The 15,489-nt window shown below is 36.9% G+C and carries 19 protein-coding genes and 1 tRNA gene; 15 read left to right on the top strand and 5 right to left on the bottom strand.

Annotated features, from left to right (window positions below):
- The first annotated feature begins 4 nt into the window (after positions 1-4).
- Together ABVM49_RS01065 and ABVM49_RS01070 are read left to right on the top strand one after the other, a co-directional pair.
- Positions 5-628, top strand: coding sequence for a DUF4331 family protein (locus ABVM49_RS01065; protein WP_035327714.1), 624 nt, complete (start codon positions 5-7; stop codon positions 626-628).
- An 85-nt stretch (positions 629-713) separates the two neighbouring features.
- A complete protein-coding gene (locus ABVM49_RS01070) occupies positions 714-2,024 on the top strand; it encodes a tetratricopeptide repeat protein (protein ID WP_405202670.1) in 1,311 nt (436 codons plus the stop codon).
- Positions 2,025-2,281: 257 nt separating this feature from the next.
- On the opposite strand, the gene ABVM49_RS01075 is transcribed toward ABVM49_RS01070, so the two are convergent.
- Both ABVM49_RS01075 and ABVM49_RS01080 read right to left on the bottom strand, forming a co-directional pair.
- The gene (locus ABVM49_RS01075) at positions 2,282-3,073 is read right to left on the bottom strand and encodes an anti-sigma factor domain-containing protein (protein ID WP_405202672.1); all 792 of its coding nucleotides are present in this window, start codon (positions 3,071-3,073) and stop codon (positions 2,282-2,284) included.
- On the bottom strand, positions 3,070-3,609 hold the full coding sequence (locus ABVM49_RS01080; protein ID WP_405202673.1) for an RNA polymerase sigma factor: 540 nt from the start codon (positions 3,607-3,609) through the stop codon (positions 3,070-3,072). Before ABVM49_RS01080 ends, ABVM49_RS01075 begins: the two co-directional genes overlap by 4 nt.
- A 156-nt stretch (positions 3,610-3,765) precedes the next feature.
- On the opposite strand from ABVM49_RS01080, the gene ABVM49_RS01085 reads away from it, so the two are divergent.
- The 3 genes from ABVM49_RS01085 to cysM all read left to right on the top strand — a co-directional run bounded on the left by ABVM49_RS01085 (position 3,766) and on the right by cysM (position 5,936).
- Positions 3,766-4,176, top strand: coding sequence for a DUF983 domain-containing protein (locus ABVM49_RS01085; RefSeq protein WP_405202674.1), 411 nt, complete (start codon positions 3,766-3,768; stop codon positions 4,174-4,176).
- Between the two features lie 87 nt (positions 4,177-4,263).
- Positions 4,264-5,061 carry a serine O-acetyltransferase EpsC gene (epsC, locus tag ABVM49_RS01090; protein ID WP_405202675.1) on the top strand — a complete coding sequence of 266 codons (798 nt, stop codon included), beginning with the start codon at positions 4,264-4,266 and terminating at the stop codon, positions 5,059-5,061.
- Positions 5,058-5,936, top strand: coding sequence for a cysteine synthase CysM (gene cysM / locus ABVM49_RS01095; RefSeq protein ID WP_405202676.1), 879 nt, complete (start codon positions 5,058-5,060; stop codon positions 5,934-5,936). The genes epsC and cysM overlap by 4 nt, the downstream gene beginning before the upstream one ends.
- 60 nt (positions 5,937-5,996) lie before the next feature.
- On the opposite strand, the gene ABVM49_RS01100 is transcribed toward cysM, so the two are convergent.
- Entirely contained in the window at positions 5,997-6,872 is an 876-nt protein-coding gene (locus ABVM49_RS01100) for a sterol desaturase family protein (protein WP_405202677.1), read from the bottom strand.
- A gap of 272 nt (positions 6,873-7,144) precedes the next feature.
- On the opposite strand from ABVM49_RS01100, the gene ABVM49_RS01105 reads away from it, so the two are divergent.
- The 10 genes from ABVM49_RS01105 (at position 7,145) to ABVM49_RS01150 (ending at position 13,323) form a co-directional block, all read left to right on the top strand.
- Positions 7,145-7,780, top strand: coding sequence for a Crp/Fnr family transcriptional regulator (locus tag ABVM49_RS01105; protein ID WP_038599736.1), 636 nt, complete (start codon positions 7,145-7,147; stop codon positions 7,778-7,780).
- A 70-nt stretch (positions 7,781-7,850) separates the two neighbouring features.
- Positions 7,851-8,663 carry a sulfite exporter TauE/SafE family protein gene (locus tag ABVM49_RS01110; protein ID WP_405202679.1) on the top strand — a complete coding sequence of 271 codons (813 nt, stop codon included), beginning with the start codon at positions 7,851-7,853 and terminating at the stop codon, positions 8,661-8,663.
- Between the two features lie 74 nt (positions 8,664-8,737).
- Positions 8,738-10,147, top strand: a complete 1,410-nt coding sequence (locus ABVM49_RS01115) for a rhodanese-like domain-containing protein (protein ID WP_405202680.1) — start codon at positions 8,738-8,740, stop codon at positions 10,145-10,147.
- 10 nt (positions 10,148-10,157) lie between these two features.
- A complete protein-coding gene (locus ABVM49_RS01120) occupies positions 10,158-10,472 on the top strand; it encodes a rhodanese-like domain-containing protein (RefSeq protein ID WP_405202682.1) in 315 nt (104 codons plus the stop codon).
- Positions 10,473-10,633: 161 nt separating this feature from the next.
- Complete coding sequence (locus ABVM49_RS01125; RefSeq protein WP_405202683.1) at positions 10,634-10,999, top strand: rhodanese-like domain-containing protein; 366 nt, start codon at positions 10,634-10,636, stop codon at positions 10,997-10,999.
- Between the two features lie 104 nt (positions 11,000-11,103).
- Positions 11,104-11,370: a heavy-metal-associated domain-containing protein gene (locus ABVM49_RS01130; protein WP_298351983.1), complete on the top strand. Its 267-nt coding sequence runs from the start codon at positions 11,104-11,106 to the stop codon at positions 11,368-11,370.
- Positions 11,371-11,373: 3 nt separating this feature from the next.
- Positions 11,374-11,634 carry a YidH family protein gene (locus tag ABVM49_RS01135; RefSeq protein WP_038599726.1) on the top strand — a complete coding sequence of 87 codons (261 nt, stop codon included), beginning with the start codon at positions 11,374-11,376 and terminating at the stop codon, positions 11,632-11,634.
- A 104-nt stretch (positions 11,635-11,738) separates the two neighbouring features.
- Positions 11,739-12,212: a Dps family protein gene (locus ABVM49_RS01140; protein WP_405202685.1), complete on the top strand. Its 474-nt coding sequence runs from the start codon at positions 11,739-11,741 to the stop codon at positions 12,210-12,212.
- Between the two features lie 137 nt (positions 12,213-12,349).
- The gene (locus ABVM49_RS01145; protein ID WP_405202686.1) at positions 12,350-12,910 is read left to right on the top strand and encodes a YeeE/YedE family protein; all 561 of its coding nucleotides are present in this window, start codon (positions 12,350-12,352) and stop codon (positions 12,908-12,910) included.
- Positions 12,910-13,323 (top strand): DUF6691 family protein, encoded by a 414-nt coding sequence (locus ABVM49_RS01150; protein ID WP_405202687.1) that lies wholly within the window; start codon positions 12,910-12,912, stop codon positions 13,321-13,323. The genes ABVM49_RS01145 and ABVM49_RS01150 overlap by 1 nt, the downstream gene beginning before the upstream one ends.
- A gap of 75 nt (positions 13,324-13,398) precedes the next feature.
- On the opposite strand, the gene ABVM49_RS01155 is transcribed toward ABVM49_RS01150, so the two are convergent.
- Together ABVM49_RS01155 and ABVM49_RS01160 are read right to left on the bottom strand one after the other, a co-directional pair.
- Positions 13,399-13,472: transfer RNA gene (locus ABVM49_RS01155), tRNA-Arg, on the bottom strand.
- A gap of 35 nt (positions 13,473-13,507) precedes the next feature.
- Entirely contained in the window at positions 13,508-15,460 is a 1,953-nt protein-coding gene (locus ABVM49_RS01160; protein WP_405202688.1) for an OmpA family protein, read from the bottom strand.
- Positions 15,461-15,489 lie beyond the last annotated feature (29 nt).

Consider the following 15,489-nt stretch of genomic DNA (forward strand, 5'->3'; position numbering starts at 1 on the left):
AAAGATGAAATTACAAAACATAAAATACCTATTAGTAGGTGCTGTACTCGCAGGGTTTGTATCGTGTAACGATGATGACGATTTATTTATACCAGCACCAGAAGAACAAATGGAAATGGAGGAGCTTAACTTTGAAGGAACTTTTGCTCAAGAAGACCAGATGGGAAGAGCCGCTATAAACACCGTTCTTAATGGAGATAGCGCTTCAAAAAACAGCTTTAACCTTACAATACCATCTGAGATGGTAGCAAACTTTCAGCAAGGGTTTCTTGATAGAGCAGTTGCATTACACGCTGCTTTTGGTGTAGAATATGAAAATAATGTATTAGGTCTAGATGCAACAACACTTACAACAGTTCTCGCGGCAGATGTATTACAAGTTGCGCCAGATGCACCTACTACATATATAGATGGTGATGGTAATGTACTTACTGGTCGTAATCTTACAGATGATGTTGTAGATGTATCACTTATACTCCTTTTTGGAGGTAATAATGGTGACCGTTTTAATGGTCAAGATCTTGATAATGATGGCGTGGCAGACTTACCAATTCTTGTTACAGATAATGTACCAAACACTGGTGAAAACCCAAGCACCACGTTCCCATACCTAGAAGGACCTCACTAGTTCCTCAACAAATCACTAGTTCCCCAATAAATAATGATAAAGGGACTGAAGTTTTTCAGTCCCTTTTTTTTTAATAAAACAAACTATGAAAACACGCCAACTACCATATACAAAATACCTCATAGTGCTATGTACATTAATCTTTCTCACATCGTGTCATAGCCATAAGGAGGATATCCTCACAGATCAAAATGATTATAATGCATATCTCAGCACCTCAAATAGTAAGGTAATTTCAGAACTTAATGATCAAGTTGCCTTCTGGAACAGTCGTATTAAAAAGGACAGCTCGCAAATAATAGATTTAAGTAAAAGCGCAGGAACTTACACCGCCCTTTTTAATCAAAATGCAGATATCGAGATGCTCAAAAAGGCTGAGCAAAATTTGCACAAAGCTGCACAAAAAGCGGCGATAGGTAAAGACAACTACTTACGCGCTCTCGCTCAAAACTATATCACTCAACACCGTTTTAAAGAAGCAAAAACTATCATAGACTCTGCCGCACAAGTAGGCGGTGAGGTAAGCGCTAGCAATTTTGTTTTATTTGATGTAGCAATGGAGCTAGGTAAGTATAAAGAAGCAAAAACATTACTGGACAAAGAAGCAGATTTTTCTAACTACAATTACTTAATAAGACTTGCAAAGTGGGAAGACTACAGCGGTAATCTAGACGCCACCATACAGCATATGGAAAACGCAATGCGCATCGCAGAGCGCAGCAATATTCCAGATCTTAAGATATGGGTATATACAAACCTAGCAGATTATTATGGTCACGCTGGTCGCATAAGAGATTCTTACAACCACTATCTTAAGACTTTAACTCTAGACCCTTCTAACGCTTACGCGAAAAAAGGAATTGCCTGGATAACGTATTCTTATGAGAATAACCCTCAAGAGGCATTACGAATTATTAAAGCGATTGAAAAAGACACTAAAAGTCCAGACTATACCTTATTAAAATCTGAAATCTATGAGTATATAGGAGATCACAAAACTTCCGAAGATTTAAAGAAGGAATTTATAAATAGCGCCACTGCCATAAACTACGGTGATATGTATGGAGCTTATCTTGTAGAGCTTTATGCATCTCAGCCAGAAACAGCAGATAAAGCTATTGCTCTTGCAAAAAGGGAGGTGAGTAACCGCCCCACCCCTATGTCTTATGATTTACTAGCACACGCACATTATGGAAAAGGAGATTATGCGCAAGCACTTATTATAGCAGAGGAGCACGTAATAGGCAAAACATATGAGCCTGTAGCACAATTTCACACAGCACAAATCTATAAAGCATTAGGTATGCAAAAAGATCTCACTCCTCTTAAGAAAGAACTCTTAGAAACAAGTTATGAGTTAGGACCAGTAACCTACTCACAAATAAAAAATTTATAATAAGAAACCAAGAAACAAGCATTTACGTAAGTATTGATATAGTATAAAAGCTATAAGGTTGGATAGTTTTTTAGTTTGTTTGTGAACGATCTACTTTTTTAAGTAGGTCGTTTTTTTTGCTCATAACCCAACTCAGATTGAAAAACACTCTTCACATTAACAAACATAGATTAAGGATGAGTTAATGAGTTATATGAGACAAACGAGAAGGCACAGAATTGCGACTAGTGTCTTATATATAAAGTTTAAGAAGAATATTAAGAGGTTACTACACCCAGCGTATATAGTTGCTCAAGAGTAGGAGATTCACTACCTCCGGCAGGTTCTAGCGTGATACCAAATGCTTCAGACTGGTTAGGATTATCAAGTTCAAAGATTTGATTTCCCGTAACATCATACTGGTCTAGTATCCCTAAGCTGGTAGGCGTGAGTGGTTCTAAAGTAAGCGACCATACTTGATACACCTTTCCTTGTGGAGGTTCTGGAAGACCTTTTACATCTATATAAGCTTTACCATTTTCTTTATCCCAGTACACAGATGCATATGCTTCTGGTGCAACGGCCTGAGCTCCTAGTGGTACAGCGATAAGATCTTGCTGTCTTATCACGTTAAGGATATCCTTTGTTTGTTGTAAATCAGATTCGGCTACTTGGGTTTTAGACTCTTGTAATAATAACTCTCGCTCTGTATCTACAAGCTGGTTTTCTAGCTTACTGTTTTCAGTGTATAAATAACCTACACCAGCAAGTAAAAGAATGGCAGCTGCCCATAATATTATGGTAGGTATAGGAGTTCGCTTTCGCGAAAGCGGTATTACTTTACCATTTACATCTATATACTTTCTTAGGTTACTAAAGTCTGCCACCTGAGCCGGTGCGGCTGCGCTGGCAAGTTTCATTAAGCTATTTTCTATAGAAACTACTTCGTGTAGAAGTACAGAATTTTGAGCTACGACGTGAGCAACCTCGACCATCTCTTCCTCAGGAAGGGTGCCATATACGAAGAGTTCTAGCACTCCTGAGTTTATATATGTTTGTGGGTCTTTCATTCTACTCCTATGATATCTCTTAATTTTTTTATGCAAATTCTATTTCTTGTTTTGACAGTTCCAAGAGGAATATCTAGCTCTTCGGCTGTTTCCTTTTGGGTATACCCTTTAAAAAACAAAAAGTGAATTATCTTTTTACAAAGCGGCTCTAAAACGTCTACAAATTTTTGAATCCCTATAGCGTCTACAGAGGTATTAAAACTCCCTCTCGCTTCAAGAATATCTACGAAATATTCGGCTGTATGGTTTTTACGTTGATTCTTAAATGCCTTAGATCTTGTTTTATCTATTGCACTGTTGCGCGCTATGTTGAGCATCCAGGTAAAGAATCTACCTTTCTTAGGATTATAACGATCTGAGTTATTCCAGATTTTTACAAAAGTGTCTTGTAGTACCTCTTCAGATAATTCTTTATCGTGCAGTATGCTATTAATAACACCAAAGAGGCTCTCACTATACAGCTCATATATCTTCTCAAAAGATATAGCGTCTTTTTGAAGAAATCTAGCAATTAAAGCATCTGGTTGTGTCATCATATAGAACGACTAAGGTAATAATTATGCTTAAAATAGAAATATAAAACTCACAATTTAATATTCTTTCTCTCTCGCGGTTATATTATCTCTCCTTATGTAACAATAGTTACTTACAAGGTCGTAACAACCGATTATTTTTACATAAAACTTCTTATTATGCTCAAAGGAACCAAACTATATAGCGTGTTATTTATGAAATGCCCGGTGTGCCAAGAAGGCGATTTTTTTAAAGGGCACCCTTATAAGTTTAGCACAATGGGTAAAGTACACAAGCGTTGCTCTTGCTGCAATACAAAGTTTGAACTTGAAACGGGTTTCTACCAAGGGTCTTACTATGTTTCTTATGCTCTAGGGGTTGCTTTATTTATGGCCGTAGTTGTATTAAATTATATATTTAGAGAAGAGCTTACTCCATCTTCACTTATGATATCTTTTGTGGTATCTCTTATCGTGCTTTTCCCGCTTCTTTATGCACTATCTAAAATTATCTGGGCACAATTTTTCTTTAATTATGATAAATCCCGTAAAAAGGCAGCCAGTACTATAGACTCAAATAGACCTGCATAGCTACTACTAACATAGCGTTTATAATTACCTTATTTTTGTATTATAATAAGTCTAATAAATTAGGCGCATCACCAGATTTTATAACTTATGGAGGTATCACACCTTGTAGATGCAATAAATGCTCATAAAAAAGAAGTACACGTTACTGTACGGTTAAAAGAGGAGTCACAGCGATTTGCTCAACTTCTTTTTAACACACTCTTTGATGTTGAAACAGATGTACAATCATCTCTTATAGTTCTAGAAGAGTTATTTTTAACTATTAGAGATATTGCGTGTCCTAATATAAAAGGAAAACCCTGTAAGACTTGGACAGATTTTATGCAAGTGATACCTACTATTTGCACTAATCTCAAAAAAGATGCACAGGCTATACTTGAAAATGATCCTGCTGCACAATCACTTGAAGAGGTTTACCTTGCCTACCCTGGCTTTTTTGCCATATCAATTTATAGAATGGCAAGAGAATTTTACAATCTGGGCCTACCACTCATACCAAGATTAATGACAGAGTATGCTCACCAGCTTACAGGTATAGATATACATCCTGGCGCTACCATAGGTGACTCTTTTTTTATAGACCACGGTACAGGTGTAGTTATAGGAGAAACGGTTGAGATATGCAATCACGTAAAACTGTATCAGGGAGTAACGCTAGGAGCGCTTATTGTGACTAAAGAATTACAAAACACAAAACGCCATCCTACTATACTAGACAACGTAACCATTTATGCAAATGCTACTATACTAGGTGGTGATACAGTAATAGGTGAGCACAGCGTTATAGGAGGTAACACCTGGATAACCTCATCTATAGAGCCACATACCTTTGTCGTACATAGACCAGAGCTACAAGTATCTACAAAAACAAATAAGAAAAAATGAATAAAACACTCATAGATAGAATAGGTAATACGCCACTTGTAAAGTCTACTACACTTAATACAAACCCAAACGTAGATCTATATTTTAAACTTGAGGGAAATAACCCTGGAGGGAGTGTAAAAGATCGTGCTGCTCTTAATATGATTAAGACGGCTCTAGATGCAGGTGAGATTGATAAAACGTCAAAACTCATTGAGGCTACAAGTGGTAATACGGGTATTGCACTAGCTATGATTGCAGCCATTTATGGTCTAGATATAGAGCTTGTAATGCCAGAAAAGGCCACCAAAGAGAGAGTACAAACTATGCGCGCTTATGGTGCAAAAGTTACGCTACATCCAGACGGTATAGAAGGCGCTCGAGATTATGCTATCGACAAAGTAAAAAATGAAGGCTATTACAGCTTTAACCAGTTTTCTAATGATAATAACTGGAAAGCACACTACAAGTCTACAGGTCCAGAAATCTGGAGAGATACAGATGGAAAAGTAACTCACTTTGTATCATCTATGGGCACAACAGGTACCATTATGGGTACCTCAACCTACCTCAAAGAACAAAATAAAAATGTTGAGATAGTGGGCGTACAACCCACAGACGGTTCTAGAATACCCGGTATACGTAAATGGCCAGAGGCTTATCTCCCAGCTATATTTGACGCTTCAAAGGTAGATCGTGTTCTTGAAGTAAGTACAGAAGAGGCAATTGCAATGGCTAGACGTCTTGCTAAAGAAGAAGGTATTCTTGCGGGTATGAGCAGCGGTGGCGCTACAGCAGCAGCACTTAAACTGGCAAGCACACTTGAGAGTGGTTTTATTGTAAGTATTATATGTGATCGTGGTGATAGATACCTATCATCTGAGCTTTTTGAATAGATAGCCCCGATTATCGATTGTTTATTTGTAATTACGCTTTCGCGAAAGCGTACTACTACCCTATTCTTGTCCTTTTTTGAAGCCGTAGGTGTTTTGACTCACAAAGTCTTTTGGAAAAACCTCATCTCCGGGAAAACCTAGCTCTATGGTACCGCTATCTTCAGGTATATAATCTGTCTTAAAAATATAGTCCCATACACTTAGCGATATGCCGAAATTTACGCCATAAGTTCCTTCGGGAATGGTATATGCGTGATGATACAAGTGCATTACGGGGTTATTAAAAATATACTTTAAAGGTCCCCAGGTAATCTTAATGTTAGCGTGATTTATGTGACCTATTGCTATAGCAATAAAGTGCACGATGTATGCCTGCGTAGGCTCAAAACCAAAAAGAATCATTACACCAAATGTCTTAAGTGGTTTATAGAGAATATTCTCCATCCAGTGATAGCGCAAGTGTGCTGCAAACCCCATTTCTTTTACACTATGGTGCACCTTATGATACTTCCAGAAAAAAGGATATTTATGTAATAAGGTGTGTGTAAACCATTGCACAAAGTCTAGTACAATAAAAAAGACGAGTAACTGGCTCCACATAGGCCAAGAAGATGGATCAAAGAGCGCTAGAGAATCTTCGCTTATCCCTATATCTTCAAAACCAAGTTGCAATAGCTTATAAAAACCGCTTATCGCTATTGCAAACAAGAAGAAATTAAAAAACATATAAAACCCATCTAGCCAGAAGTCCTTTCTAAAAACAGATTGCTCCTTCCTCCAAGGGAAGAGTATTTCCATAGACCATACAAGTAACGATAAAATGATAAGCCCCCAGAAGTAATTTGAATACCAAGGGACTTCAAAAATGACAGATTTCCAGGTCCAGTCTATGGTACCTAAAATTGCATCTTTAAAACCTATCAAATATTTTTCCATATGTTCTAAACTAGAGTGCTAGACTTTTACACGTATAAGTAGACGTAATTTGCTAGTAATCTTACAAACTTTGCTACCTTTTAAAAGGCTCATCTCATTTTGTAAAATTAATGAATTCTATATCTTTCTTACTGTAACTTTTGTTACTTAAAGGACATTAGAATTAGGTTAACTTTACAGTACAAAAAATACAGTAGTAATGTAATGCTTCATAAAAACTGAAGTATCTATCATCATAATTGTAATTTACAAACTGACTTATTTATATATAAATGATTCAAGAACTTAAGCAAAATTACGGTCAACTTTTTGAAGACGACTTACTAAACGAGATTGCACAAGTAGGGACTTATAAAGAAGTTCCCGCTGGCTTTAAACTTATGGAGATAGGCTCTTACATAAAAGGTATGCCTTTACTTATATCTGGTGCTATAAAAATATTACGAGACGATAAAGAAGGGGATGAACTCCTACTCTACTACCTAGAAAAAGGTGATACCTGCTCTATGACTATGAGTTGCTGCCTAGGGCAAACAAAAAGTGAGATTAGAGCCATAGCAGAAACAGACACTAAACTTATAATGGTACCTGTCCAAAAAATGGAATTATGGACCTCAAAATATAAATCTTGGAGAAATTTTGTTTTTGAAAGTTACCACACGCGTCTCAACGAAATGTTACATACCATAGATACTATTGCTTTTAACAATATGGACCAGCGCTTACTAGATTATCTTAGAGAGAAATCTAGAGTTAATAAAGATAACAGCATACGCAACACACACCAAGAGATTGCAGGAGAACTACACAGCTCGAGAGTGGTTATATCCAGACTTCTCAAGAAATTAGAAAAACTAGGTAAAATAGAATTACATAGAAATTATATAGAAATCATAGATTTAGACTAGCTATGTAACCTTTGTTACCGCCAGTAGTTTTATATCAGAATACATTTGCTGTAAAATACAAAGTTTCATTATGGAAGTTTTAGAAGTATTAGGATATATAAGTGCACTCATTATAGGCATTTCCTTAGGTCTCATAGGTGGTGGTGGCTCCATACTTGCGGTACCTGTTCTTGCATATTTGTTTTCTGTAAACGAAAAAATAGCAACTGCATACTCTTTATTTATTGTAGGTGCTAGTGCGCTCGTGGGCGGGCTTAAACAGCATCTTAAAGGATATGTAGACTGGCGCACTGCGGTAGTATTTGGTATTCCTGCTATTGCAGGAGTTACAGTGGTAAGGCATTATGTAGTTCCAGCTTTACCAGACGTTTTATTTACCATAGGTGATTTTGATTTTACACGCAGGATGGCAATGTTTGGCCTCTTTGCAATACTAATGATACCAGCAGCTTTCTCAATGCTCAAAAAGCGTAAAGAATGCCCAGAAAAAAATGATGGTAAGGTTTCTTATAACTATCCTCTTATCTTAATAGAAGGATTGCTGGTAGGTGCTATTACCGGTATGATAGGTGCCGGTGGTGGTTTTTTAATCATACCCGCCCTAGTAATACTTGCAAACATAAAAATGAAAGTAGCCGTAGGCACATCACTCATAATTATAGCTTTTAAATCTCTTATGGGCTTCTTTTTAGGTGACGCTTTAACGATGGATGTAGACTGGGTATTTCTCTCCATTTTTACACTAATCTCTCTTGTGGGAATTTTTATAGGCAGTTATTTAAGTAATTTTATAGATGGACAGAAGCTCAAAAAAGGTTTTGGTTACTTTATTTTTGCAATGGCCATTTTTATCTTTTATATGGAGTTCTTTGTAAATAAATAATATGATGAGACCAAATAACGAGTTAAAATGTATGATATAACGCTTTCGCGAAAGCGTACTAAAAAATGGAAAGTATGAAAATTGAACAAATCTACACAGGATGCTTAGCACAAGGTGCCTATTATATAGAAAGCAAAGGTGAAGTTGCTATAATTGACCCTTTAAGAGAGGTAAAACCTTATCTTGATAGAGCAAAACTTGATGATGCAAAAATCAAGTATATTTTTGAAACTCACTTTCACGCAGATTTTGTGAGCGGTCACGTAACACTAGCCAAAGAAACAGGCGCTCCTATCATATATGGTCCTAATGCAAACCCTTCTTTTGACGCAATAATTGCAAAAGATGGTCAAGAGTTCAAACTAGGTGATGTAACTATTATAGCCTTACACACTCCAGGACACACGATGGAAAGTACAACTTACCTTCTTAAAGACAAAGACGGCAAAGACCACGCGATTTTTAGTGGTGACACTTTATTTCTAGGAGATGTAGGAAGGCCAGATCTTGCTCAAAAAATGGGAGAACTCACAGAGCGCGACCTTGCTGGTTTCTTATATGACAGCTTACGCACTAAAATAATGCCCCTTGCAGATGATGTTACAGTATATCCAGCACACGGTGCGGGATCTGCCTGTGGTAAAAATATGATGAAGGAAACCGTAGACACTCTAGGGAACCAGAAACAAATGAACTATGCCTTGAGAGCAGATATGACTAAGGAAGAGTTTATAAATGAGGTTATAGATGGACTGTTACCACCACCTCAATATTTTCCGCTCAATGTAAAAATGAACAAGGAAGGCTATGAAGACATACAAGATGTTTTAAAAAGAGGTACACAAGCCTTATCTCCACAAGCTTTTGAGGCTGCTGCAAATGAGACGGGGGCCATTGTACTAGATGTACGTCATCAAGATGAGTTTGCAAAGGGTCACATACCTAGGTCTATTTTTATAGGTCTCAAGGGAGGTTTTGCTCCGTGGGTAGGAGCCCTTATTGCAGATGTAAAGCAACCTATATTACTAGTGACAGAACCTGGTAAGGAAGAAGAGACAGTGACACGATTATCACGTGTAGGTTTTGACAACACACTGGGATATCTCAAGGGTGGTTTTGATGCCTGGAAAAAGGAAGCTCTTGAGTATGATACGGTAAGCTCTATAACGGCTGCACAGTTTAAGTCTGATCTTGAAAAATCTAAAAAACCGGTATACGATGTACGTAAAGAGAGTGAGTATTTATCTGAGCGTGTAAAAGACGCTCACCTTACTCCTCTTGATTTCTTAAATAATCACCTTGCAGAGTTTCCAGAAAACGACACTTTTTATGTACACTGTGCTGGAGGATATAGAAGTATGATTGCAGCATCTATTTTAAAAAGCAGAGGCATACACAATCTTATAGATGTAAAAGGTGGTTTTAAAGCCATAAAAGAAGCTGGTGTACCTGTTACAGATTTTGTGTGTCCAACAACATTATAAAACTTTTAAAATGAAAAATATAAATCAAGCCGAATGGCAAGAACTCATTGCAAATGACAGTCAGGCTGTAATTCTAGATGTAAGAACTCCTGGAGAGTGTGCAGAGGGAATACAGGCTAATGCTCAAATGATCGATTTTTTAGACCAGCCCTCGTTTATGGCTTCTATAAAAGAGCTTGACACCTCAAAAAATTACTACATCTATTGCAGGAGCGGTAATCGTAGTGGGCAAGCTTGTCAAATACTTGATAGTTTGGGTGTACAAAGCACATACAATCTTACAGGTGGAATGATGGCCTGGAGAGGAGAAACGGTAGCACCATAACGCATAATTTGCCTCATTATAATTAAGGCTTATTATTTTAAATTAGTGAAGAAAAAAGTGACTGTACAAACAGTCACTTTTTTTTGTTTTAAAAGCCTTGTTATGTAACCTAAGTCACTGACAAACGTACACTAAGCGCTTATCTTTGAGTAAAAATAATAATGAAACTTACACTCATACTTATGTCATTTCTATCCTTACTTTTTGGTGATAAATTGCAACAGAGCGATGCTATCACAATACTCGACAGAGACGCTTTTAAAAGCGCAATAGCAACCCCTGGTGTGCAGCTCATAGATGTACGTACTGCAAATGAGTACAGCTCCGGTCATATAGCAAAAGCACAAAATATAGATTACTTTAAAACATCAGAGTTTACAACTAAGGTAAATGAACTCGATAAGGATAAACCAGTGTACCTCTATTGTAGATCTGGTAATAGAAGCCAGCGCGCTGCGGCAAAATTAGATAGCCTAGGTTTCAAAATCATCTTTGATCTAGAAGATGGTTATAACAACTGGAAATAGCATATTCTATAAATCATAATGATTATAATGTATGCAATCACGCTTTCGCGAAAGCGTAATTAATTAAATCAATTTACGTAATCTCTTCATCAAAATATTACACTATGAAAACGGCTATAATTGTTCAAAATCTAAGATGTGGTGGCTGTGTTAATACAATCACTACAAAAATTAATGCATTAGAAAATGTACATAATGTTAGTGTAGATCTAGAATCATCTACAATCTCCTTTACTGCCGAAGATGCTCTAGATGCGCTATCTGTAAAGGAAACTCTAAAAAAACTAGGCTATCCATCTATAGAAGATGATAATGGTGTATTGTTAAAGGCAAAATCTTTTGTAAGTTGTGCTACGGGAAAAATAACCTAACCTATGAGCACACTAGAGCAATCACTACGAGATAAACTAGCGATAGATAGAACGAGACTGGCAAACGAGAGGACCTTTCTTGCTTATTTTAGAACGTTTATTGTTTTTTTAAGTTCTGGTTTTGCTATTATAAAATTAGACCTGTTAAACGAAATACGCTGGATAGGTATTATGCTCATTGTTATAGGACCAGCCTTATTAATTATAGGTTTGTTTCGTTTTTTATATGTAAAGAAGAGTATCAAAAACTATTATAAAGAGTAATGTATTATGAAAGCCTCTTGCTTTCTTAATTTATAAAAATACTTTAAGACACTAAGGCGCACGTTTTAGCGTAGCTATTAATAACTTAAAAAAAACTAATTATTATGAAAAAACTAAATAACATAGGCCTAGACATAACCTCCTCACAACAAACGGCAGAGGAGCTTAATGATTTACTTTCTAACTACCAGATGTTTTATATGAACCTAAGAGGTTTTCATTGGAACATAAGAGGAAAACGATTTTTTGAATTACACCTTAAGTTTGAAGAGTTATACAACGACGCACTTATAAAAGTAGATGAGATTGCAGAGCGTGTACTTACCCTAAGCGCTACTCCACTTCACACCTTTAAAAAATATCTAGAGATATCAGAGATTAAAGGTGCCGAAAATATTACAGATGGTGAGGCAGCAATATCAAGTATACTCGAGGCACTTACTGTCTTACTCAAAAAAGAAAGAGCCATCTTATCAATAGCTGCAGATGCAAATGATGAAGGGACAGTAGCACTTATGAGTGATTATATCGTACAACAGGAAAAACTGGTATGGATGCTCTCTGCTTATCAAAACTAGTATAGGTACGCTTTCGCGAAAGCATAACAAACACATTTACAATACATTAAAACACTTGATTAATAAAGACCCCTCTTAGGTAACAAATGTTACTGAAGAGGGGTTATTTTTGCGCTTTCTTTGTCAAAAATCAAGTAATGAATTGGATATATTCCCCCTGGCCTTGGTATGTATCGGGCCCAATGATTGCTTTTGTGATGTTTTTACTACTTATGGTGGGTAAAAACTTTGGTATGTCTTCTAACCTTAGAACGATGTGCACCATTTGTGGAGCAGGTACAAAAGCAGACTTTTTTAAACTAGACTGGCGTGCACAAAAATGGAATCTCACCGTGGTTATAGGTGCCATTATAGGTGGCTTTATAGCTGCAAATTTTATGACTCCAGATGCCGCTGTTGCCATCACACCAGAAACTATAAGTGATTTACAAAATCTAGGCTTTAATAGCGCTGGTAAAGCATACCTTCCCACCGAACTTTTTGAGACCTCGGCGCTGTTAGATTTTAAAACCTTAGCTATACTCATTATAGGCGGGCTCCTCGTGGGGTTTGGGGCGCGTTATGCTGGTGGTTGTACATCTGGCCACGCGATCTCTGGTCTTAGTAATTTACAACTCCCATCACTTATAGCCGTAGTAGGATTCTTTATAGGAGGTCTTGTGATGATACATTTATTATACCCCTTAATTTTTGCCTAATGAGAACAGTAGTTTATTTATTTATAGGAATCCTCTTTGGGATTACAATGTTTAAGAGTGAGGCTGCCTCTTGGTTTCGTATTTATGAGATGTTCAAATTTGACGCATTTCATATGTATGGAATTATAGGTTCTGCACTGGTGATAGGTGTTATCACTATACAGCTCATTAAGAAATTTGATATAAAATCTTTTTATGGGGAGACCATACACTTTTATCCAAAAACTAGGAGTGTAAGTCGCTACCTTATAGGTGGTATTATCTTTGGCTTAGGGTGGGCACTTGCAGGTGCGTGTCCAGGTCCTATGTTTACTCTTATTGGAGCAGGTTTTATACCTATACTAGTAGTTATTGCTGCGGCAATACTAGGTACTTTTTTATATGGTATACTTAAAGATAAGTTACCTCATTAATTGATAGACAAAGAGCCTTATGATTAAAATCCCCCAGTAAGTTTATACCTTAATGGGGGATTTTAAATTTATTTGTGACCGCGAGAGGATTCGAACCTCCAACCCTCAGAGCCGAAATCTGATATTCTATCCAGTTGAACTACGCAGCCTTTTTACGCTTTCGCGAAAGCGCAAATTTACTCCATTACTGATTAACAACAATAAACTCTGAGCGTCTGTTTAACTGGTGCTGCTCCTCGGTACAATCACTATTATTACCACAGCCATTTACAAGTTGTGTCTCTCCATAACCATTACCACTTATACGCTCTGCATTTATACCTCTTGAGATGATATATGCCACTGTAGACTTTGCTCGTCTATCTGATAATGACAAGTTATAAGAATCTTTACCTCTACTATCTGTATGTGAGCGCACGTTAATAACCATCTCCGGCACTTGCTTCATAGCAGAGATGACTTTAGTGAGTTCAAGGGCTGCATCTGGTCTTATATCTGACTTATTATAGTCAAAATATATAGGGTTCAAATTGAGAAGCTTTGCAAGATCGTCTCCTACGCCTACTTCTGTAAGTCTAAGTTCTAACTCTATATCTCTTTCTAAACTTTGCTCTGTTGCTGGTGTCATCACAAAAACTTCGTTTGAGTAATACGTTTTTGAGGAAGCTCGTATGATATAATTCTGAGAGCAAACAAGATCAAATGTATACTTACCCTTAGGCGAGACCTGTACTTCTTGTAAAACCTTATTATCTGGATCTAGAAGTTGCACCTTTGCATCTGTAATAGGTGTTTTTGTGTTTTTATCTGTTATAAAACCACTTATAGGGATATCACATTTGCGAGGTGGTTTTTCTGTCTGTTTAAAACGGTAGATGTCATCACTACCCATACCCTGAGCACGACTAGACGAGAAAAAGCCCATTTTTATACTATCATTTACAATATAACCAAAGTCATCACTAGAGCTATTAATAGGCGCTCCCACACCCACAACAGCAATCTCTTCTGAAGAGGGATTTGTAACATAGACATCTAGACCGCCTAAGCCTGGATAACCGTCTGAAGCATAATATAAATTACCTGTATCACTCATAAAAGGAAACGCCTCTCTACCTTCGGTATTTATAGGTTTGCCCATATTTTCTGGTTCTCCATACGTCCCATCTTCATTTATAGCGACCCTCCAGATGTCTGATCTACCTACTCCTCCCGCTCTGTCTGAAGAGAAGTATAGTAATCGTCCATCCCGACTCAAAGCCGGATGCGCATTTGAAAAATCATCACTATTAAAGGGAACTTCTTCTGCCTTTGTCCAGCTCTTTGATGAAGAAAGATACGTGGACTTATAAATTTTTAGCTTGTTTATTCCGTCTTTTGATGCTTTATAATCTCCTTTTGTAAAGTTGTTACGGGTAAAATAAACAGTTTTTCCATCTTTTGAAAAAGTGGGTGAACTCTCGTGATAAATAGTATTGAGCTTTCTGCTAAATCTAGATGGAGGTGACATTGTACCGTCCTCTTTTATAGTAGACCTGTATAGGTCTAAAAAAGGTTGATTAGTCCATTTATGTATACGTCTGGTAACTGTACCAGTATCTCTTGCAGAGGCAAAAACAATTTGTCCCTTATAATATGCGGGCCCAAAATCTGAATACCTAGAGTTAAGCGTGCGCAACATATTAATCTCATAAAGACTCTCCTTATATCCCTCTACTGCCACATAATCTGGATTTTCTTGAAATAGCCTTGCTCTAAAATCATTACCATTTAAGGAGGTAAAAATTTGCATCATATAATCAGACTCGTCATACTCCTTTGTTGCTCGTAAAGTTTGTGCAAATCTAAAATAATGCTCTGCACTTACGGAGTCTGCATAATTTTCTGTGATCTTTTTATACCACTCTTGTGCTTGTGAGTACTTACCGTTATAGTAATAAGCCTCTGCTATTTTTTTGAAAACATCATAAGACTTAAAGCCTTCTGCTACGAGGTCTTTGTAGATTTCTATTGCATCTATATATGCAAGCTGATTAAATTTTTTATTTGCCCTGGCAAGTTTTGCATCTTGAGCCGCCCCTGTGATATAAAATAAAAAACAGACTAATAACGTGATCCCACGTAAAAAATTCTTCATTTAACCTTTAGTATTAAGTATTAACTTTT

Source organism: Dokdonia sp. LLG6352-1 (assembly GCF_045055815.1).
In the GTDB taxonomy this organism is placed as follows: Bacteria; Bacteroidota; Bacteroidia; order Flavobacteriales; family Flavobacteriaceae; genus Dokdonia; species Dokdonia donghaensis.

Excerpts from the sequence above, each read along its gene's own strand:
- ABVM49_RS01130 (WP_298351983.1), top strand. The coding sequence starts at position 11,104 with ATGAAAACGGCTATAATTGTTCAAAATCTAAGATGTGGTGGCTGTGTT.
- cysM (WP_405202676.1), top strand. The coding sequence starts at position 5,058 with ATGAATAAAACACTCATAGATAGAATAGGTAATACGCCACTTGTAAAG.
- epsC (WP_405202675.1), top strand. The coding sequence starts at position 4,264 with ATGGAGGTATCACACCTTGTAGATGCAATAAATGCTCATAAAAAAGAA.
- ABVM49_RS01070 (WP_405202670.1), top strand. The coding sequence starts at position 714 with ATGAAAACACGCCAACTACCATATACAAAATACCTCATAGTGCTATGT.
- ABVM49_RS01150 (WP_405202687.1), top strand. The coding sequence starts at position 12,910 with ATGAGAACAGTAGTTTATTTATTTATAGGAATCCTCTTTGGGATTACA.
- ABVM49_RS01075 (WP_405202672.1), bottom strand. The coding sequence starts at position 3,073 with ATGAAAGACCCACAAACATATATAAACTCAGGAGTGCTAGAACTCTTC.
- ABVM49_RS01085 (WP_405202674.1), top strand. The coding sequence starts at position 3,766 with ATGCTCAAAGGAACCAAACTATATAGCGTGTTATTTATGAAATGCCCG.
- ABVM49_RS01080 (WP_405202673.1), bottom strand. The coding sequence starts at position 3,609 with ATGATGACACAACCAGATGCTTTAATTGCTAGATTTCTTCAAAAAGAC.
- ABVM49_RS01145 (WP_405202686.1), top strand. The coding sequence starts at position 12,350 with ATGAATTGGATATATTCCCCCTGGCCTTGGTATGTATCGGGCCCAATG.
- ABVM49_RS01100 (WP_405202677.1), bottom strand. The coding sequence starts at position 6,872 with ATGGAAAAATATTTGATAGGTTTTAAAGATGCAATTTTAGGTACCATA.
- ABVM49_RS01135 (WP_038599726.1), top strand. The coding sequence starts at position 11,374 with ATGAGCACACTAGAGCAATCACTACGAGATAAACTAGCGATAGATAGA.
- ABVM49_RS01120 (WP_405202682.1), top strand. The coding sequence starts at position 10,158 with ATGAAAAATATAAATCAAGCCGAATGGCAAGAACTCATTGCAAATGAC.
- ABVM49_RS01140 (WP_405202685.1), top strand. The coding sequence starts at position 11,739 with ATGAAAAAACTAAATAACATAGGCCTAGACATAACCTCCTCACAACAA.
- ABVM49_RS01065 (WP_035327714.1), top strand. The coding sequence starts at position 5 with ATGAAATTACAAAACATAAAATACCTATTAGTAGGTGCTGTACTCGCA.
- ABVM49_RS01115 (WP_405202680.1), top strand. The coding sequence starts at position 8,738 with ATGAAAATTGAACAAATCTACACAGGATGCTTAGCACAAGGTGCCTAT.
- ABVM49_RS01125 (WP_405202683.1), top strand. The coding sequence starts at position 10,634 with ATGAAACTTACACTCATACTTATGTCATTTCTATCCTTACTTTTTGGT.
- ABVM49_RS01105 (WP_038599736.1), top strand. The coding sequence starts at position 7,145 with ATGATTCAAGAACTTAAGCAAAATTACGGTCAACTTTTTGAAGACGAC.
- ABVM49_RS01160 (WP_405202688.1), bottom strand. The coding sequence starts at position 15,460 with ATGAAGAATTTTTTACGTGGGATCACGTTATTAGTCTGTTTTTTATTT.
- ABVM49_RS01110 (WP_405202679.1), top strand. The coding sequence starts at position 7,851 with ATGGAAGTTTTAGAAGTATTAGGATATATAAGTGCACTCATTATAGGC.